Annotated in this window: 15 protein-coding genes and 1 pseudogene; 6 read left to right on the plus strand and 10 right to left on the minus strand. The window is 49.5% G+C overall.

Going from position 1 to position 18,473, the window contains the following annotated elements:
- Positions 1-21 precede the first annotated feature (21 nt).
- A complete protein-coding gene (locus DX130_RS11250; protein ID WP_165861226.1) occupies positions 22-609 on the minus strand; it encodes an ATP-dependent DNA ligase in 588 nt (195 codons plus the stop codon).
- Positions 610-779: 170 nt separating this feature from the next.
- On the opposite strand from DX130_RS11250, the gene DX130_RS11255 reads away from it, so the two are divergent.
- The 3 genes from DX130_RS11255 to DX130_RS11265 all read left to right on the plus strand — a co-directional run bounded on the left by DX130_RS11255 (position 780) and on the right by DX130_RS11265 (position 3,460).
- Entirely contained in the window at positions 780-995 is a 216-nt protein-coding gene (locus DX130_RS11255) for an alpha/beta-type small acid-soluble spore protein (RefSeq protein WP_116045207.1), read from the plus strand.
- Positions 996-1,245: 250 nt separating this feature from the next.
- Positions 1,246-2,436 (plus strand): enoyl-ACP reductase FabV, encoded by a 1,191-nt coding sequence (gene fabV / locus DX130_RS11260; RefSeq protein WP_116045209.1) that lies wholly within the window; start codon positions 1,246-1,248, stop codon positions 2,434-2,436.
- Positions 2,437-2,518: 82 nt separating this feature from the next.
- Positions 2,519-3,460 carry a ribose-phosphate diphosphokinase gene (locus DX130_RS11265; protein WP_116045211.1) on the plus strand — a complete coding sequence of 314 codons (942 nt, stop codon included), beginning with the start codon at positions 2,519-2,521 and terminating at the stop codon, positions 3,458-3,460.
- A 55-nt stretch (positions 3,461-3,515) separates the two neighbouring features.
- On the opposite strand, the gene DX130_RS11270 is transcribed toward DX130_RS11265, so the two are convergent.
- Together DX130_RS11270 and DX130_RS11275 are read right to left on the minus strand one after the other, a co-directional pair.
- Positions 3,516-4,481 carry an NAD-dependent epimerase/dehydratase family protein gene (locus tag DX130_RS11270; RefSeq protein ID WP_116045212.1) on the minus strand — a complete coding sequence of 322 codons (966 nt, stop codon included), beginning with the start codon at positions 4,479-4,481 and terminating at the stop codon, positions 3,516-3,518.
- Positions 4,478-5,761 carry a UDP-glucose dehydrogenase family protein gene (locus DX130_RS11275; RefSeq protein ID WP_116045214.1) on the minus strand — a complete coding sequence of 428 codons (1,284 nt, stop codon included), beginning with the start codon at positions 5,759-5,761 and terminating at the stop codon, positions 4,478-4,480. The genes DX130_RS11270 and DX130_RS11275 overlap by 4 nt, the downstream gene beginning before the upstream one ends.
- 377 nt (positions 5,762-6,138) lie before the next feature.
- Here DX130_RS11275 and nagZ point away from each other — a divergent pair, with 377 nt between their 5' ends.
- The gene (nagZ, locus tag DX130_RS11280; protein WP_116045216.1) at positions 6,139-7,437 is read left to right on the plus strand and encodes a beta-N-acetylhexosaminidase; all 1,299 of its coding nucleotides are present in this window, start codon (positions 6,139-6,141) and stop codon (positions 7,435-7,437) included.
- Between the two features lie 768 nt (positions 7,438-8,205).
- On the opposite strand, the gene DX130_RS11285 is transcribed toward nagZ, so the two are convergent.
- The 3 genes from DX130_RS11285 to DX130_RS11295 all read right to left on the minus strand — a co-directional run bounded on the left by DX130_RS11285 (position 8,206) and on the right by DX130_RS11295 (position 12,400).
- Positions 8,206-9,078 (minus strand): transposase, encoded by an 873-nt coding sequence (locus DX130_RS11285; protein ID WP_165861227.1) that lies wholly within the window; start codon positions 9,076-9,078, stop codon positions 8,206-8,208.
- A 540-nt stretch (positions 9,079-9,618) separates the two neighbouring features.
- Positions 9,619-10,992 (minus strand): (Fe-S)-binding protein, encoded by a 1,374-nt coding sequence (locus DX130_RS11290; protein WP_116045220.1) that lies wholly within the window; start codon positions 10,990-10,992, stop codon positions 9,619-9,621.
- Positions 10,985-12,400: an FAD-linked oxidase C-terminal domain-containing protein gene (locus DX130_RS11295; protein WP_116045222.1), complete on the minus strand. Its 1,416-nt coding sequence runs from the start codon at positions 12,398-12,400 to the stop codon at positions 10,985-10,987. Before DX130_RS11295 ends, DX130_RS11290 begins: the two co-directional genes overlap by 8 nt.
- A 125-nt stretch (positions 12,401-12,525) precedes the next feature.
- Between DX130_RS11295 and DX130_RS11300 the strand changes: the two genes are divergently transcribed.
- The gene (locus DX130_RS11300; RefSeq protein WP_116045224.1) at positions 12,526-13,248 is read left to right on the plus strand and encodes a FadR/GntR family transcriptional regulator; all 723 of its coding nucleotides are present in this window, start codon (positions 12,526-12,528) and stop codon (positions 13,246-13,248) included.
- A gap of 68 nt (positions 13,249-13,316) precedes the next feature.
- Here the strand turns inward: DX130_RS11300 and DX130_RS11305 are convergent, their stop codons facing one another.
- The 3 genes from DX130_RS11305 to DX130_RS11315 form a co-directional block, all read right to left on the minus strand.
- On the minus strand, positions 13,317-13,739 hold the full coding sequence (locus DX130_RS11305) for a VOC family protein (RefSeq protein ID WP_116045226.1): 423 nt from the start codon (positions 13,737-13,739) through the stop codon (positions 13,317-13,319).
- Positions 13,740-13,905: 166 nt separating this feature from the next.
- The gene (locus DX130_RS11310; protein ID WP_116045227.1) at positions 13,906-14,496 is read right to left on the minus strand and encodes a TetR/AcrR family transcriptional regulator; all 591 of its coding nucleotides are present in this window, start codon (positions 14,494-14,496) and stop codon (positions 13,906-13,908) included.
- A 21-nt stretch (positions 14,497-14,517) separates the two neighbouring features.
- Positions 14,518-14,943, minus strand: coding sequence for a VOC family protein (locus tag DX130_RS11315; protein ID WP_116045229.1), 426 nt, complete (start codon positions 14,941-14,943; stop codon positions 14,518-14,520).
- Positions 14,944-15,212: 269 nt separating this feature from the next.
- Between DX130_RS11315 and DX130_RS27425 the strand changes: the two are divergent.
- A pseudogene (locus DX130_RS27425) lies at positions 15,213-15,482 on the plus strand (pentapeptide repeat-containing protein); the annotation flags it as partial.
- A 457-nt stretch (positions 15,483-15,939) separates the two neighbouring features.
- On the opposite strand, the gene uvrA reads toward DX130_RS27425, so the two are convergent.
- On the minus strand, positions 15,940-18,435 hold the full coding sequence (uvrA, locus tag DX130_RS11325; protein ID WP_116045231.1) for an excinuclease ABC subunit UvrA: 2,496 nt from the start codon (positions 18,433-18,435) through the stop codon (positions 15,940-15,942).
- Between the last annotated feature and the right edge of the window lie 38 nt (positions 18,436-18,473).

The following is an 18,473-nucleotide window of genomic DNA, read 5'->3' on the forward strand; positions in this document are numbered from 1 at the left end:
AGACTCTTTTGTATATAAGGCTTATCTCCTATCGATTCGAAGCCAACTGTCGCTTCTACCCTCAATATAACGACTATATTTATGCTTCCCGGCAATTCCTTCCCATCCCAGCTTCCTAGCCGCTTCATATACGGCGATGCCATCCCGCTCCCAATGCTTCATTTTGACATAGTGATGATTGTCCTCCAGCAGAGTCTCAAGCAGATTTCTGCGGCTTATGAGCGGCAGATCACGTAGATCAAGGCCGTTGTACATCAAAATATCGAAAACAAAATAAACGATCGGCAGCGTCTTTCTGGCTTCCCGAATCCGAGCGGTGCCTTTCATGCGGAACCGCTCTTGCAGACTGTCGAAATCCGTGCGGCCCGTTTCCGGGTTCAGACAGGCTGCCTCGCCATCCAGCACGACGTCCGCTGGCTTTCGCAGCGGCACGTTATGTAGCTCCGGGTATTGTGCAGTGACATCGTTGCCGTGCCTAGTTAACAGCAAAGCTTTCCCTGTTGATAGATGGAGCTGGAGCCGCTGTCCGTCAACTAGTGGTTCGAACCAATAGCGGTCATCCTTGAACGGCTCGGCTTTTTCTGTCAACAGCATTGGTTGTATAAACATAACCTCGTCCTCCCGTATTCCCCATCTTATCATGAATGTATACATCGATTCGGCGGTAAATACAGGTGGGTTTAGCGAATAATCCTTTTTTGGCTGTCGCATAATAGGCTCAAGCGAATGCTTACGAAGTTTGTTTGGCTTCGCAAAAGGATTGAAGGAGGCTGATTAAGATGGCAAACCAAAACAGCAGCAACAATTTGGTCGTTCCCCAGGCTCGCGCAGCGCTGGAGCAAATGAAATATGAAGTAGCACAGGAGCTGGGCATCCAACTTCCGCAAGACGGCTACTACGGCAATATGACAACCCGCGATATGGGCTCCATCGGCGGCTACATTACACGCCGTCTCGTCCAAATGGCCGAGCAGCAGCTCGCAGGCCGTAACTAAAGCGGATCGCCGTTCGGCGCAATCTGTACACGCCGCTCACAAGGCGGACTCATCCGGTAGAGCGTCTACATATAAGACCAGTATCCGATCAACCGCATACTCTCTTATAGTTGCCAGGAACAGAGAGCGCCGCTGCGCTCTCTTTTTTCTTTTCTCCTTTCCTTTGCGTGCAAAAATCGGTAAAATGGGATAGAGTTGTCCTAGCTACATATGATCCTTGTTATTTTATTAAAGAAAGGAATATCCCAATATGATTATTCAACCGAAAACACGCGGCTTTATTTGCACAACAGCGCACCCGCAAGGCTGTGCTGCCCAAGTTCAGCGTCAAATCGAATATGTAAAGGGCAAACCATCCATTGAAGGCCCTCGCAATGTGCTTGTCGTAGGCGCATCTACCGGCTATGGACTGGCTTCCCGTATCGTAGCTGCTTTTGGCTCCGGCGCGAACACCGTTGGCGTATACTTTGACAAAGCAGCGGAAGGCGTCCGTACAGCAAGCGCAGGCTGGTACAATTCCGCAGCATTCGAAGAAGCTGCAAGTAAGCACGGAACGAAGTCATACAGCATCGTTGGCGACGCATTCTCCGATGAGATTAAAGCGAAAACGATCGACCTGATCCGCACAGAGCTGGGCAAGATCGACCTGGTTATCTACAGTGTCGCATCTCCGCGCCGCACGCATCCCAAGACAGGAGAGGTATTCTCCTCCGTCATTAAGCCTCTGGGTGAGACATATACGAACAAAACCGTCAACTTCCACAGCGGCGAGGTTTCGCAAGCAACGATCGAACCGGCTACAGAAGACGAGCTGCGCCAGACGATTGCCGTTATGGGCGGAGAAGACTGGCAGATGTGGATTGATGAGCTGCAAGCAGCAGGCGCACTAGCAGACGATGCTACAACTGTTGCCTATTCTTACATCGGACCTGAAATTACACATGCTGTCTACCGCGAAGGAACGATCGGCGCTGCGAAAAACGATCTGGAACTGACAGCGCATAACTTGAACAAGCAGCTTGGCGAGTCCGGCGGACGCGCTTTCGTATCCGTAAACAAGGCGCTTGTGACACAGTCCAGCTCTGCCATCCCTGTTGTCCCGTTGTACATCTCCGCATTGTACAAAGTGATGAAAGAAAAAGGACTGCATGAAGGCTGTATCGAGCAAATGTACCGCCTGTTCTCCGAGAGATTGTACGGCGAAGGCCAAACACTTGTCGACGACAAAGGTCTTATTCGCATTGACGATTGGGAGATGCGTCCGGAGATTCAACAGGAAGTGGCCAAGCTATGGACCGATCTGACTACAGAAAATGTATATGAACTGTCCAATCTTGAAGGCTACCGCCGCGAGTTTTTCCAGCTGTTCGGCTTCGAGACAGACGGCATCGACTACGAGGCGGATGTCAATCCGGATGTAGCCGTTCCCAACTTGAGATAGAACATAACAGCGAAGGCGCTGAGAGCGGAACCGTATGGTCCGCGCTCAGCGCTTTGATCTGAATGATTAATTGGAGGACAAAATGTTGAAGAACATCAAAATTTTCTCGGGTTCATCCAACCCAGAGCTAGCGAGCAAAGTATGCGAGCAATTGGATCTGCCGCTTGGAAAATCCGCCATTTCTCGGCTGCAAAGCGGAGAAATTCATGTTTCTTATGAGGAGTCGCTGCGCAACCATCACGTATTCCTCATTCAATCCCTTTCTCATCCCGTCAATGAGAATCTCGTCGAGCTGCTTGTTATGATTGACGCAGCCAAGCGCGCTTCCGCGAAATCAATCAATATCGTCATGCCGTATTACGGCTATGCGCGTCAAGAACGGAAATCCGCTCCGCGTGAGCCGATCTCTGCCAAAATGGTTGCCGATGTACTGACTACCGTAGGCGCTGACCGCATCATTACCGTAGATCTGCACGCCGACCCGATCCAGGGCTTCTTTAAGATCACCGTCGATCATCTGACCGCGCTGGATATGATTATCGATTATTTGCGTGAGAAATCAATTAAGAACCCTGTTGTCGTCTCCCCTGATGCGGGACGCGCGACAACAGCCGAGAAGCTGGCGGGCTTGCTCGATTGTCCATTCGCGATCATGATCAAAAACCGTCCTGCGCACAACCAATCCGAAATTACCCATATTATCGGTGAAGTTGAAGGCATGACGCCGATCATCATTGAAGACTTGATCGATACAGGCAGCACCATCGTCAACGTTGTTGAAGCGCTCAAAAAGCGCGGCGCCGAAGATGCGTTCATTTGCGCGACGCATGGCCTGTTCTCCGAGAATGCGGTCGACAAACTGAGCCACCCAAACATTCAGGAGGTTGTCATTACCGATACGATTGCGCTGGAACGTACTCGCCCGGACAACTTCGTCATCCTGCCGATGGCTCCCCTGCTGGGAACAGCTATTCGAATCATTACAGAGGGCGGCTCCATCGCCACGCTGTTCAAATCCGAATAAATGGAAAGAACCTTCATCGCCGAATGATAAACGCGGCATGAAGGTTCTTTTTTATTTAAACGGCGGAATCCTCTTTTAAATAAGGGTGTTTTCGCGCGAAAGCCACTTCTCGGCGCAATCCTTCCGCCAAGCTGATTTTCGGCGAATAACCGAGCAGCCGCTCCGCTTTCGAGATATCCGCCCACGTATGCATAGGCTCACCTACGAGACCGCCAGCATGAATGATTTGTGTCGGCTTCCCGGTCATCCATTCCAACATTTCAATAATGTCATTGATTGACGCCCGCTCCTTGCCTCCAATATTAATCGTTTCTCCAATGACGCCGCTCGCCTCTGCCACTGCGGCAGTCGCCTCTGCACAGTCTCCTACATACGTAAAGTCGCGCGACTGCGTCCCGTCCCCGTACAGGGTGATGGGCTGATTGTTCAAGATTTGGTAGATGAAACGATGGAAAGCCATATCCGACCGTTGGCGAGGGCCATACACCGTAAAGTAACGCAAAATAACGATAGGCACACCTTCATTACGCCAGTATACCCGGCACAAGTGTTCACCCGTCAGCTTGGATACACCGTATGGAGACAACGGCGAAGGCATGGCTTCCTCGGATACTTTACCCGTCACTTCTCCATAGACAGACGAGGTCGAGACATACACAAATTTTTTCAGCGGCTTTCCTTTGCATGCTTCCAGCAGTCGCTGTGTCAAATTAATATTGTTCGTCACATAATGGCCGAAATCGTCTCCCCAGCTGTTGCGCACACCTGGTATGCCGGCCAAATGATAGACGATATCTGCATCCTTCAATAGTTCATCCCAGTTAATATCCAGCAAATTTTCATTGTGGAATACAAACCTCGAATGCCCCATGATCGCATCCAGATTTCGGCTGCCGATTACCCGCAATTCATCGCGCAACATTGCGTCAATGCCGATGACCTCATTCCCTTCCCGTTCAAGTAGCGCTTCACATAGATGGGAACCAACGAAGCCAGCTGCACCTGTCACAATAATCTTCATGGGCGGCCAACTCCTACATAACGAAGTCCGGCACTTTCAATTGCCTTCCTGTTTAATACATTCCGGCCATCCATGACCACAGATCCCTTCATCCGCTTCGCGACTTCTTGCCAATCCGCTTGAACGAATTCTGCCCAGCCAGTTGCAATGACAAGGGCGTCTGCGCCTTCGACCGCTGCAAGAGCGCTCTCCTTCCAAGTTACACCTGCTATGGACGGTGCCGCAAGCGGATCGTATGCCGTCAGAGTACTTGCTCTCCTGGCCAAACTTTCCATAATGGCTACCGCCCGCGAATAGCGCAGATCATCCGTATTCTCTTTAAATGTCGCGCCCCATACCGCGATATGCTTGGTCTCGTCTAATCCGCCCAGAACATGCTCTAGCTTGCGTACATATGCGCCGAGCTGCGTATCATTCACTTCGGCAACTGCTTGGAGCAGCTTGAGTGGCTCATTTTTAGCCGCGGCAGCAGCCATGAGCGCTTGCACATCCTTAGGCAAGCATGACCCGCCGTAACCAATACCCGCCTGCAGAAACTTTTCTCCAATACGGCTATCCTTGCCGATTCCAATTGCCACATCCATAATATCCGCGCCATACGCCTCACATACCCGTGCCAGCTCATTAATAAAGGACAACTTCGTTGCCAAAAACGCATTGGAGCCGTACTTGATCAGCTCGGCCTCCGTCCTACCTGTAATAATAGTCTTTGCTTCAATACCGGCATACAACGATTGAACGACTTCTGCTGCCGCTTCATTATGAGTGCCGATGACAATTCGGTCCGGATGGAACGTATCGTAGATAGCGGTCCCCTCGCGCAAAAACTCCGGATTCGAAACCACTTCAAAATGTTCTTTAGCCACGCCCTCTTCGATCAAAAAAGATTCAGCCCAATCTCCCGTACCAGGGGGAACGGTACTTTTCATAATAATGATTTTGGAATCGCTCAGCGCGCTTGCTATCGATTTCAGCACGCTTCTGACAAACACCAGATCGGCTGCGCCATCAATTGCAGATGGCGTCCCTACTGCGATCATGATGATATCGTTTTGCCTCACCGTTTCTTCAACATCGTGACGAAAGATCAACCGATTGGCTGTACGGTGACGATCCACCAATTCATCCAAGCCCGGCTCATAGATCGGAATAACACCGTTGTTCAGCCGACTAATCTTCTCTTCGTCGCGATCCACGCAAGACACTGCATGCCCAAGCTCCGCCAATACGGCTGCCGTTGTCAGCCCAACATAACCGGCCCCGATAATTCCAATATTCATGAAGCTGCATCCTTTCTTCGCAACCTTAACTGTATAGTATCATGTGCATCGGGAGCTTCAAGAGAAACGGCGTTTAACAGGGCTGATTTACAAAACTTTTGGGAACTTGCTTTACTCAGACACTACACTGCATGCCACTCTTCCAAATACACACTGAACACCCCCCCATATACACCACTTATTTGCCATTCACAATTCTCATACACACCGCTGCACACCACTTACTCGCTACCTACTCACCATTCACTTGCTATTTGATCCTCCATACTTATCTACCCTGCAGCCCTTTTTGCTTGTACAAAGATACGCCGTTTGACCTCCACCCTCCCCAACACGTACAATAGGGGGTATTCCTGCAAATGAGGTGACGAAAAAACATGCGAAAAACAGCTTACAAATGGTTCGTGCTTGTGCTGCTCCCGGCCTTGCTGCTAGCTGGCTGCGGTTCATCCACACAAGGTTCGAACAACATAGATCCTTCCCCTGGACAAACAGACCCTAGCCCGACTAGTCATACAGAAATCCCGAGCAACGTTCCGTCTGACGGATCAGAAACTCCCCCTACACCTGATTCGCAGCCGGATGTTATTCAGGAGCAAATAAATCAAATGAGTATAGATGAAAAAATCGGACAGCTCGTCATCGTCGGCCTGGATGGCACCGAGATGAACGGATTTGCCAAAAAAATGATCCAAGACTATAAAGTCGGAGGATTCATTCTCTTTAAAAACAATATCAACAGCGCACAACAAACGCTTGCGCTTCTGAATCAACTCAAGCAAGCTAATGAAAGCAACGACATTCCATTATGGTTAAGTGTCGACCAGGAAGGCGGAAGAGTAAGCCGTCTTTCCTCCGAGTTCGTGAAAATTCCGGCAGCGGGCCAAGTTGCGGGTGCCAATAGCTTGTCGTATACGAACGGAATAGGTAAAGCGTTAGGTACTGAATTAAAGGCACTAGGATTCAATTTGGACTTTGCTCCCGTCCTTGACATTAATAGCAACCCCAAAAACCCTGTCATCGGTGATCGTTCATACGGCTCGACCCCAGACAAGGTGACCGCTCATGGGCTAGAGGCTTTGAACGGTATCACATCGGAAGGGGTAGCCGCAGTCGTCAAGCATTTTCCGGGGCATGGCGATACGTCCGTAGACTCCCATTACGATTTGCCCCTAGTTCATAAAACGTTGGAGGAACTGGATAAATTCGAGCTGATTCCTTTCAAAGAGGCGATTGAGCAAGATGTTGACGCCATAATGGTCGCTCATCTACTCATGATGGATTTAGACGCCGATCATCCCGCTTCCATATCCGATGCGGTCATCAACGGCTTGCTTCGCGAGAAGCTGGGCTATGAAGGAGTCGTTATTACGGATGATATGACTATGGGTGGTCTCCTAAATGGCAACAAGATTGGGGACGCATCCGTAACCGCAATCAATGCCGGCGCGGACATCGTGCTCGTAAGTCATGAAGAGAAACTCCGAAGCGAAGCGCTTGATACACTAAGACAAGCCGTCCACTCTGGCGAAATATCGGAGAAACGTCTGAACGAAAGCGTCTACCGTGTGCTCAGCTTAAAGAAAAAGTATAAGCTTTCCGACAACTCAACCCCTCAAATAGACGTCCCTGCAGTCAACGAAGTCATCAACAACGCACTACAAGCCCGGCCATAACGGCCCGGGCTTTTTCTTTTATGCTCTTTATGCTCGCTCTTTAAACTCGCTCTTTATGCTCCTTACTAAATCAACCTACGGACCCTATCACAAAATAACGTCACCGAATTACCACTAATCAACATCGATGCCCAACATACAACATATCCCTTCTCTCAACCCTGCTCACTATCCCCTCAACTCAGGACAATAGACGCAAAACGACAACATCTCATCTTTTATAATCGAAATGACCATATCTTGAAAATGGGTTATTGATTTATGAAACGAAGATTTATGAAACGAATACACACTCCAACCCTCTATGACTTTAAAGATTTCTTCGAGACTCTGAAGATATTTAAAGCTTAAATCAAAAAATCTTGAGACTCCGGAGTTTCGGGAGGGGGGCTTTGGGGCTTTGGGGCTTTGGAGTTTTCGGGCTTTCGGGCTTGGGAACTTTGAAACTTTGAAACTTTGAAACTTTGGAGCTTTGGAACTTTGAAACTTTGAAACTTTGAAACTTTGGAGCTTTGGAACTTTGGAGCTTTGATTCTGAAACTCTTGAGTTTGAGCTCTTAAGTTCCTGAATTATTAAGTTCTTGATCTGGGAATGGAGACTTCAGAACTCCGTTTTGGAGGGAATAAAAAACTTGCAGCTAATTATTATCGATCTCGATAATAAAGGTACTTAAAAATATCAATCATACGTGAACAGTGTGAGATTAAATGTGAGATGTGAGATGTGAGATGTGAGATGTGTAAAATGATATGAATTCAACTACCATTTTACAATGGTCGTAAGGAGAGTCTCGTTACATGTTCAAATGCGCACTTAATAACGCCTGTAGAGGCATTCCATCTTAAGCAATATTCGTCCATATAGCTCTGGGCATATTTATCACCAACCCCATGGAACTTGTCCTTCATCCAATTAAACGCATCGATAGCGATTTCAGATAGCGGGTGACGAGTTAATTGACCAAAAACAACACGCTCCTCTGTCAGGTTGCGTTTTAGAAATTGTTGAAATCTTGGGTTCACATGAACAGAAGGATGCTTATCCAAATTTAATTGTTTGCGTAACTCCGTTTGTTCTTGAGGAATAAGATTGTCCCTTGCTACTCCTTTCCTGCTTAACAGATAAAAAGAAACAAAGCTGCACTGAGCATGAACAGATTTTATAATTGCGACCGATCGCTCCTTTACCAGTCTAGCCTCAGTCGGAATACTCTGCTGATTAAAAACTTCATGCTTAATTTCCACGTGATTGCCCCAGTGTTGCTCAGAATCGCCAGACAACAGCGAACGTATCTTATTCAGCATGCTCCATGCCGTCTTATAGGTAATATTAATGAGTTCAGATAACTGCACGGCATTAACACTATGTTCCGACTTGCCAACCAAATAAAAAACAAATAACCATTTTCTCAGAGAGGTGCGGCTCTTGTGCATAATCGTATGGGAGGTAAGCGACTGTTGATACCTGCACTTCCTGCATTCGTAAAGCGGGACGCTACGCGTAATAATCTTATAGGCAGACCTATGGCCGCAACCATTGCAACTAAAGCCTGTAGGCCATTTCATTCTCTCTAAAAAAGGAACACAGTCCTCATCAGACTTATAGCGACTCCTAAATTCCTGCCAAATTTCTTGATACATTAAACGCTCACCCCCCCACAATACAGAACATATGTTCTTAATTATTATAACAAAATACTCATTCCACTGCAACATGCAATCGAATGAGTCCAATTATTTTTAATGTGTTATTCGGATACTGCGCGCGGTAGGGCGACACGTGTTGGCGATCAATCAGAATTTAATTGACACGGACTAACAATTACATAACGCATACCAACATACCATATTCGATCCTGAGCAGATGGGAGAGTGAGCCCTTTATTCAAACCCACTACTCTACTCTGTAAACTCCCCCTCAAAAAACAACTGAAAACGAATACTCAGATACCCAGCCTTGACGAAAAATCAACTATCCCCAAATGTTCTCTCGAAATGAGTGATGTCACTATTTTTTGATAAGGACGATTGTATCCCTCTCGTAAATTTTTCGTCTACAAGAGATGATACAACCAAGTTATTGTCTTGTCTGCGAATTGCCATGACGCTGTAGTCGAATTCGTCTCAAAAACCTAAAATTATTAGCGTTTTTCGGCTAAAGTATGCGCGTAGCACGGTTAATTATGATTCCTTGTTCACTACAATCCGTTCATGCAAATAATCGACGATATGCATCGCCTCCATCTTGAACGGAGGCTTATGCTTCTCAATGCCCAGCTTCATCTGCAACAAGCAACCCGGGTTGCTCGTTAGCATGTAACGCGCATTCGTATTGGCCGCATGCTCCATCTTGTGTTCAAGCAGTTGTCCAGCCATCTCTGGCTGGGTCACATTGTAAATGCCAGCGGAACCGCAACAACGGTCCGACTCCTTCATCTCCACGAAACATGAACCTTCTACACTGCGCATGAGCTGACGCGGTGCACCAGAACTCTTCATGACATTCCGAAGATGGCAGGAATCCTGGTACGTGACAGTAACTTGATTCTGTTCGTTTATCCGCTCCGCAAACTTAGGAATTCTGCCCTTCTCAACGACAAGCTTGCTGACATCGATAACACGCTCTGCAAACCACTTTGCGTCCTCACAAACTTGTGGATCGCTGTCCTCGTGCATGAGATGATCGTACTCGACGAGCAATGCTCCACAGCCTCCCGCGTTGGATACAACGTAATCAATACCCGCTTCCTTAAATACGGTAATATTGACTTTTGCCAGTGATCTCGCCTGGTCCATTTCACCGCTATGTGCATGGAGCGCTCCGCAGCAAACCTGCTCCTTCGGAATAACAATTTCAAAGCCGGCTTCCGACAACAGCTCCACGGTATTTACATTAGTACCTGCGAACATAACATCCATAATACAACCGCGGAACAAGGCGACGCGGGCAATGGCCTTCCCTTTGGCCGGATAAAATGTGCCGATCTGCTCAATAACGCCTTTCGAAGTCGCATCCGGCAGAATGGATTCCATTTCGCGAAGAGGTTCTGGGAACATGCGCATAATGCCCGTTCCTCTAGCCAGTTTGCGAAGGCCCGACTTCTGATAGAAGGCGAGTGAACCGCCAAGCAGCTTTAAGCTGCCTCTGTTCGGGAAGACACCTTTAAACATCAGTTTACGTAGTCCTTTGACCGGAATGCTATGCGATGCATGATCCTCGATCGCATCTCGCGCCTGCTCGATTAATTGACCGTACTTCACATCTGCTGGGCAGACCGGCTCGCAAGCTCTGCAGCCCAAACAATGATTCATCTGATCCTGGAACATCTGATCGGGATCCATGAGCCCGTCTGCTACCGCCTTCATAAGGGCAATCCTGCCGCGCGGCGACTCCGGCTCCACTCCTGTCTCACGGAACGTAGGACATGCCGGAAGACAGAATCCGCAACGCATACAATTGGTAAGCTGATCGTAATCCAGCTTATTCAATAGCGTTTGCGCCAACGGGTTGGTATGCTTGATATCCGGTTTTTTCATCACGTTAGTCTCACCCATGCTGCAGGACCACCCTTTTCCTTGATTCTTTGGCGAAAACCTTGCCCGGGTTAAGCAAGTTATGCGGATCGAAGGCCGCTTTAATGCCCCGCATCACTTCAATTCCGGGTGCACCAACCTTCCACTCCAGATAAGGTGCCTTCACCATGCCTACACCATGCTCGCCCGTAATGGTGCCGCCAAGTTCGATCGACGCCTCGAATATTTCCGCGAACGCTTCTTCGACGCGATGCACCTCTTCCTTGTCCCGGGCATCCGTCGTTGCAGTAGGATGCAAGTTTCCGTCTCCTGCATGGCCGAATGTTGCGATGGTGACGTTGTACTTCTTGGCGATCTCGTTAATGCGAAGCACCATATCGGCAATCTTCGAACGGGGCACGGTCGCATCCTCCAGCATTGTTGTAGGACGAAGCCGCGCAAGCGCAGTGAATGCACTTCGGCGCGCGGTCAGCAGCCGATCAGCTTCCTCGCGGCTCTCCGCCACTTCCAAACGATCGGCCTTCTCCAATACGCAAATCTCCCGAATACGGGCGATGTCGCGCTCGACTGTCTCAGGATCACCATCCTGCTCAATTAGCAATACCGCTTCCATATCTAGCGGGAGCCCCAGCTTTGCAAAGTCGTCTACCACTCTTATTGTAGGGTTATCCATGAATTCAAGCGTAGCTGGGATGATCTTGGATTCAATGATTTTGGAAACAGTGCGTGCTGCCCCGTATATATCTTTGTACATCGCCAGCATCGTTTTTTTCGCCTTCGGCGGCGGAATGAGCTTTAAGATCGCTTCCGTAATAATCGCTAGCGTGCCCTCAGATCCGACAAGCAGCTTAGTGAGATCATAACCCGCTACGTCCTTCATCAGCTTGCCGCCCGTTCGTATAATGCTGCCGTTCGCAAGTACAGCCTCCAGCCCAATCACATAGTCTTTGGTTGTGCCATACTTGAGACCGCGAAGTCCACCTGAACATTCGGCAATATTGCCGCCGATTGTACTTATCTTCATGCTGCTGGGATCTGGCGGATAAAACAAGCCCAGACCTTCGATATGGTCGATCATTTCCGCTGTAATGAGTCCAGGCTGCACCGTAGCGGTCAGATTTTCCATATCCACCTCTAAAATTCGGTTCATCCTGTGCATAACCATAACTATGCCGCCCTCAGAAGGAACCGTCCCCCCGCAGAGGTTCGATCCCGACCCTCTGCTAACAAGCGGAATCCGGTATTCGCTCAGCACCTTCATAATTTGAGACACTTCTTCGGTAGATGCCGGATAAATAACGCCGTCCGGCAACGATTGCAGCATTGGCGTGCCATCATAAGAGTGTGCGACCAACGCCTCCTGATCATCGCGGTAATATTTCTCGCCTACGATGGCGCGAAGATTGGCTGTAATTTCAAATTTTAGCATATGAACCTCCTGATTTAAGTTCAACATAATAATTGATCAGGTCATCTGATGACTTTTCTTTCATTATAGCTTATGCTTAGATAGAAATATAGTCAATGTCGCAATATTTCATGGAGGCTTCGGGAATGCGTAATATGAAGATTGAAACAGCGAAAGGTCATGAGATCGTCAGTCGTCTCATCCTAGAAAGAATCTCGAGCGGCGAGTGGGAACCAGGCGCAAAGCTGCCCTCAGTCGTAGAATTGTCTCAGCAGTTCGGCGTAGGCCGCTCCACGCTTCGCGAGGCGCTGAGCGCGCTCAAAGCTACAGGGTGGCTCGACATAAAACATGGCGGCGGAACATTTGTGAAGAAAATATTGCCCAGCGACAATGCGGGAGGAAACTCGTTGTTCCAGGAAGCCAACTCCATTCTGGAAATACTAGAGGTACGCAAGCTGCTAGAAGCCGGCACTTCTTCCTACGCAGCCGAGCGCCGTACCGATGAGGATCTGGTTAATCTGCAAATAATATTGAATAAGATGGAGCATGCTCTTCTTCAGGGTGACACCGTTGAGGGCGAAAAAGCCGACGTTGAATTCCATACCGCAATAGCATCCGCTTCCCGCAATTCCCTGCTCATTCAGCTTATGGAATCTCTGACGCAGCGGCTAAGTGAGACCATCGGCAAAACGCGGGAGCTTTGGTTTTATCAGGAGAAATCAACAGCTGAGCGTCTGCTTGACGAGCATCGCTCTATCTTTGAAGCTATTAAGTCCGGTAATGCACATTTGGCAAACCAACTGATCGGCGAGCATCTGACAAAAGTAGAAACCGTACTAAAAGCAAACATTCAAAACACCAAATCATAACAAAAGCCGCTGCAAGAGTCAGTTGCCTGATCTCCTGCAGCGGCTCTTATGCCGTTATACGCAATCCATTATTCAGCCTGCTCTTCTAGAGCGCTGGGATCCATGTACATAACTTCCCACATATGTCCGTCTAGATCTTGGAAGCTAGCTTGATACATGAAGCCGTGGTCAACAGGATCGATACTTGGCGTTGCCCCAGCAGCGAACGCCCGATCGACGATAGCCTGCACTTCTTCCTTGCTGTCTGCTAACAGACCAACCAGCACCTCAGTCGTGACAGCCGCATTCGCAACGTCCTTATTGGTGAATCCCTTGAAAAATTCCTCTTGAAGCAGCATAACGAAAATATTCTCCCCAACAACCATACAAGCCGCTTTTTCATCTGTAAAATTCAGATTGAATTCGAAACCTATGTTGCCAAAAAACGTTTTCGATGCTTCCAGGTCTTTCACCGGTAAATTTACGAAAATTTGCTTAGATACTAGCGCCATTTGCAATCACCCCGTATATTAGTGGCAAATCCATTACTCTAAGCTCATTATAACCTGAAATAGCTTCTCTCATTTCTTATAGATTGCGATTTTCACTTATGTTGAGGGAGAGTGAGCGCCAATGCCTGCTTCAAATGGACAAATACTCCTTGGTTCAATCCTTGAGTTAATGCCGTTGGTCCCAAGCACCAACCAAATGAGACATCAGCTTCATCGTCTGCTCCATAGCATCAGAGGTATCCGGCAGCTCCGCCATTCGAAGCGCAGATTCATTCAAGCCACCAGAGATGAAGGAAGCAAGCGACTCTACAGCTGCATCTTTAAACATACCTTGCTCCTGCATCAATGTCAGCTGCTCGCGCAAATGGCTCATGGAATTTTTCTCATCCAGCACACGCCACGTATCCCAACCCAATACGGCAGGACCGTCAATCAACATGATCCGTTTATTCCCCGGCTCTACAGCTGAAACCAAAAATGCTCGGCAGCCAAGCAGTAGTTGCTCCCGTAGATCATCGCTGCGAGAAGCTTCCTGCTCTACCCGTTCTCCCACCTCTTGCTGAACCGACTCCAACACAGAGAGAAACAATCCGTGTTTATTGCGAAAATGGTGATACAGCGCACCGCGGGTCACTTCCGCTTCAGCCGCGATGGCCTCCAACGCCGCACCTGCGTAACCATGCTCAGCGAAGTGTCTTTTCGCGACCCCGATCAGCCTCCGCAGCGTTTCGTTCGCGTCCTCCTTTGTTCTTCTCATAACCCGGTTCAAACCCTTTCCTTACCACACCTGCTCCTGATAGAAGCCGCTTTGCTCTTCAGAAGGCGGGATAATCTTAATGATATCTATTAGAATACCATTGGGATCGCTGATGATAAAATGTCTTTGTCCAAAAACCTCATCCCGAAGCTCGCGTTCGAGAGGCAATTTTCCCTCCACAACAAGGCGCTCATATTCACGATCTACATCATCTACTTCAAAATTCAAGACCATGCCTGCTGCCGAGCGCCGAAACCCTGCAGGAATAGTCTCGTGCGAATAATCCAGGAGCGCCAGCTCAAATGGCAAGCTGCTCTCCGCCAACTTCAAACTGGCGTACCATTCCGACTCAAAGATGATTTGAAACCCAAAATAATGATGGTAAAAACGGATGCTCTCCTGTAGTTTTTCGGTTTGAATAACGGAATACAGACTGTTAACACGCATAAATGGCCACGCTCCTTATTTGTTGTAGTAACTATACTCTATTCGAAATTTAACATACATACAGTATGTATGTAAATGTCGTAGAACAATTATTTTTCTTTCTACTGGGCTCACTATCCCCTCAGCTCAGGATTAACCAGCCTTTCGAGCAAGGGGGATATGGTATCGGTGTATGATCAACCGAGATTTAGGATTAATGGAGGTTAGGAGCTCCGGAGGCTAGGAACACCGGAAGTTAGGAGTTCCGGAGCTAGGAGCTCCAGAGGGCGGAGTTCCGGAGGGCGGAGTTCCGGAGGGCGGAGTTCCGGAGGGCGGAGTTCCGGAGGGCGGAGTTCCGGAGGGCGGAGTTCCGGAGGGCGGAGTTCCGGAGGGCAGAGTTCCGGAGGGCGGAGTTCCGGAGGGCGGAGTTCCGGAGGGCAGAGTTCCGGAGGGCGGAGTTCCGGAGGGCGGAGTTCCGGAGGGCGGAGTTCCGGAGGGCGGAGTTCCGGAGGGCGGAGTTCCGGAGGGCGGAGTTCCGGAGGGCGGAGTTCCGGAGGTAGGAGTTCCGGAGGTAGGAGCGCAGGAGAATAGAAGCAATGAGGATTAGGAGCTTGGAAGCTAGAAATAAGAGTGGGGTTAAATTCCTGAGTAAAGGGGATAGTGAGCCCTTTGAGCAAACCCCGAGTACGTCAAGGGCCCCACTATACAGGTGGTGGCTAATTATTGCGGAGTAGATGCACGTGTCATGAGCATGCTTATGGTAGGACAATATGGTAAAGCGATATGGCGAGGCGATATGGCAGAGCGGGAACGCGATATGATAGCAGCAGTATGCTTGCAGCGACAGACTGTCCTGTGATCCCCCTATTCTATTACAAAACAAGGCCCCAAACCTCTCGAGTGCTATGGCATTGATGAGGCCATAGCACTACTTGAAAGGTTGGAGCAGACATGTTGTAGTTTATCGTTTCCTGGTGTATCGGTTCCAGATTGATCATGGATGAGCAGCTACAGCAGCTATAACAGCTCCCTCAGATATCGGCCGGTATATGAGCGGCTGCATTCTGCTACCTGCTCAGGGGTGCCTTCGGCAACGAGCTCTCCGCCGCCTTCGCCGCCTTCGGGACCGATGTCGATAATCCAATCGGATTCGCTGACCAGCTCCAGATTATGCTCTACGACGATCACGGTATTGCCTGCATCCACCAGTTTGTTCAGCAGTACTTTCAACTGCTGAACATCTCCCGGATGCAGTCCGGTAGATGGCTCATCCAACAAGTAGACCGTATGCTGCGCGGTCTTTTTGCTCAGCTGCTTTGCCAGCTTGATGCGTTGGCCTTCGCCGCCAGACAAGGTGCTGAGAGACTGGCCCCATTGCAAGTAGCCAAGTCCTACTTCGCATAGGAGTTGAAGCGTTTCTTTAATTTTTTTCTGGCTGCCGAGCAAAGGCAAGCTCTGTTCAATCGACATATCCAGCAGGTCTGAGATGCTGTAACCTTCGTATGTGACCGCCAATACCTCGTCCTTGAATCGTCTGCCTCGGCATGATGGACAGCGTACCTCAATTTCAGGCAAGAAGTGCATATGGATCGGCACAACGCCAAGTCCCTGGCATTCTTCGCAGCGGCCACCGGCCGTATTAAAGGAGAAGTGTTTGGCGGTAAGACCCGCCGCCTTCGCTTCAGGAAAGCTGGCATACCAATTGCGCAGATGTGTATACACGTCCGTGTATGTTGCAATATTGGAGCGCTGCATACGAGACAACGGAGATTGATCGACCATTATGAGCGAGCCCGCATCTTCCCAGCCTGTAATACGGTCACAGCCATCCGGTGTTGGCTGATCCGGTCCTGATGCGGCAAGCAAGTCGAACAACAATGTAGATTTGCCCGAGCCGGAGACGCCTGTAACGGATATGAGACAGCCCAGCGGGAACGAGGCTGTGAAGCCTTTCAGGTTGCGCAGATATGCATGATGGATCGTTAGCTGATGACCGTTGCCGCTGCGTCTTTTGGATCGCGCCGCACGTTCGTTTCTTTCTCGGAAGATAGCGCCTGTTATGGAATTCGGCTGGCCGATCAATTCCTGCAGGCTGCCTTGCCCCACGACCTGCCCGCCTTGCGTCCCCGCACCTGGACCAATATCGATGATATGGTCAGCTGCCTTCATTACATCCTCGTCATGCTCGATGATCAGCACGGTATTGCCCAAATCGCGCAGCTGCTTCATTACTTCGATCAAGCCGCTTGTATCCCGGGCATGGAGGCCAGCTGTTGGCTCGTCCAAAATATAGAGCACGCCGGTCAGGCCTGAACCGAGGATGGAAGCTAGACGAAGTCGCTGCGCCTCACCACCGGATAACGTCACGATTGGACGATCCAGAGACATGTACGTAAGTCCCGTATCGATGATTCGTTTCAAGCGAATAGACATATCGTAGACAAGCGGACCCACCAATTGCTCCTCATCCTGCGACAGGCCTGTCTTTACCGACTCAAGCCAGTCCAGCGTTTCGCCAAGCGCTCGCGCGGACGCTTCGTGAATGGCCATTCCATTCACAGTAACCTGTCGGCTTTCCTTCCTCAGCTTTGCGCCGTGACAGCTGCCGCAGCTATTTTGCCGGAAGAGGGCCGCTTCTCCAGATTCTCCGCCCTTCTCGTTATAGCGTCTCCATATACCGGTTACGACGCCTTCGAATTTGCCTTGTGTAACAGACTTGGGCGGCTTTACATCCGGCATCCGGCTCGTGAATGCCTCGCTTTCCGCACCATAATAAAGCAGGTCCAGCATTGCCGGATCATAGCTTTCAAGAGGGGCGTTTTCCTCGAATGGCAGCCGGTAATGGGCGGCTGCGGCTTTCAGGATACTGAGGTTGTAATCCATATACATCCCCGACCAAAATCGAACCCCGCCGTCCCGCACGCTCTTCTCCAGGTTGAACACGGCATTCATATTCAATGTCGCAACATGACCAAGTCCGCTGCATTCCTCGCAAGCTCCTTCAGGCTTGTTGAAGGAGAAGTGGGACATCGTCAGCATATTCAGCTGATGTCCGCATGAAGGACATACCACCTTCTCGTTATACCCCGTATCTTCCTCGTCCGACACAAGCTTGGCAGGTTCCTCTCCCGCAGTGTGACCTACTGTCGCCCCGCATGCCGGGCAAGACCGCTCGCCCAGCTTGGCGTACAAAATCCGCATTAACGTATAAATATCGGTCACCGTTCCAATCGTGGAGCGCGGATTACGGTTTGTCAGATGCTGACCTACGCTGATGGAGGGAGACAATCCTTGAATGGAATCCACTTTGGGCTTGCTTACGCTATCCGATACCATTCCCATCGATTCCATATACTGGCGCTGGCATTCCCGCTGAAGTGTATCCATCGCAAGCGTAGATTTTCCGGAGCCTGACGGCCCCGTTACCACAACCAGCTTATGCTTTGGAATGTTGAGTGAAATGTTCTTCAGATTGTTCTCCCTGGCGCCGCGAATTTGAATCATTCCGTTCATTGTATTACCCCTCTCCGAGCTTTCTTCTAGCTAATCCC

The sequence above is a fragment of the Paenibacillus paeoniae genome, assembly GCF_003388735.1.
Taxonomy (GTDB): Bacteria; Bacillota; Bacilli; order Paenibacillales; family Paenibacillaceae; genus Pristimantibacillus; species Pristimantibacillus paeoniae.

Excerpts from the sequence above, each read along its gene's own strand:
- DX130_RS11250 (WP_165861226.1), bottom strand. The coding sequence starts at position 609 with ATGTTTATACAACCAATGCTGTTGACAGAAAAAGCCGAGCCGTTCAAG.
- DX130_RS11255 (WP_116045207.1), top strand. The coding sequence starts at position 780 with ATGGCAAACCAAAACAGCAGCAACAATTTGGTCGTTCCCCAGGCTCGC.
- fabV (WP_116045209.1), top strand. The coding sequence starts at position 1,246 with ATGATTATTCAACCGAAAACACGCGGCTTTATTTGCACAACAGCGCAC.
- DX130_RS11265 (WP_116045211.1), top strand. The coding sequence starts at position 2,519 with ATGTTGAAGAACATCAAAATTTTCTCGGGTTCATCCAACCCAGAGCTA.
- DX130_RS11270 (WP_116045212.1), bottom strand. The coding sequence starts at position 4,481 with ATGAAGATTATTGTGACAGGTGCAGCTGGCTTCGTTGGTTCCCATCTA.
- DX130_RS11275 (WP_116045214.1), bottom strand. The coding sequence starts at position 5,761 with ATGAATATTGGAATTATCGGGGCCGGTTATGTTGGGCTGACAACGGCA.
- nagZ (WP_116045216.1), top strand. The coding sequence starts at position 6,139 with ATGCGAAAAACAGCTTACAAATGGTTCGTGCTTGTGCTGCTCCCGGCC.
- DX130_RS11285 (WP_165861227.1), bottom strand. The coding sequence starts at position 9,078 with ATGTATCAAGAAATTTGGCAGGAATTTAGGAGTCGCTATAAGTCTGAT.
- DX130_RS11290 (WP_116045220.1), bottom strand. The coding sequence starts at position 10,992 with ATGGGTGAGACTAACGTGATGAAAAAACCGGATATCAAGCATACCAAC.
- DX130_RS11295 (WP_116045222.1), bottom strand. The coding sequence starts at position 12,400 with ATGCTAAAATTTGAAATTACAGCCAATCTTCGCGCCATCGTAGGCGAG.
- DX130_RS11300 (WP_116045224.1), top strand. The coding sequence starts at position 12,526 with ATGCGTAATATGAAGATTGAAACAGCGAAAGGTCATGAGATCGTCAGT.
- DX130_RS11305 (WP_116045226.1), bottom strand. The coding sequence starts at position 13,739 with ATGGCGCTAGTATCTAAGCAAATTTTCGTAAATTTACCGGTGAAAGAC.
- DX130_RS11310 (WP_116045227.1), bottom strand. The coding sequence starts at position 14,496 with ATGAGAAGAACAAAGGAGGACGCGAACGAAACGCTGCGGAGGCTGATC.
- DX130_RS11315 (WP_116045229.1), bottom strand. The coding sequence starts at position 14,943 with ATGCGTGTTAACAGTCTGTATTCCGTTATTCAAACCGAAAAACTACAG.
- uvrA (WP_116045231.1), bottom strand. The coding sequence starts at position 18,435 with ATGAACGGAATGATTCAAATTCGCGGCGCCAGGGAGAACAATCTGAAG.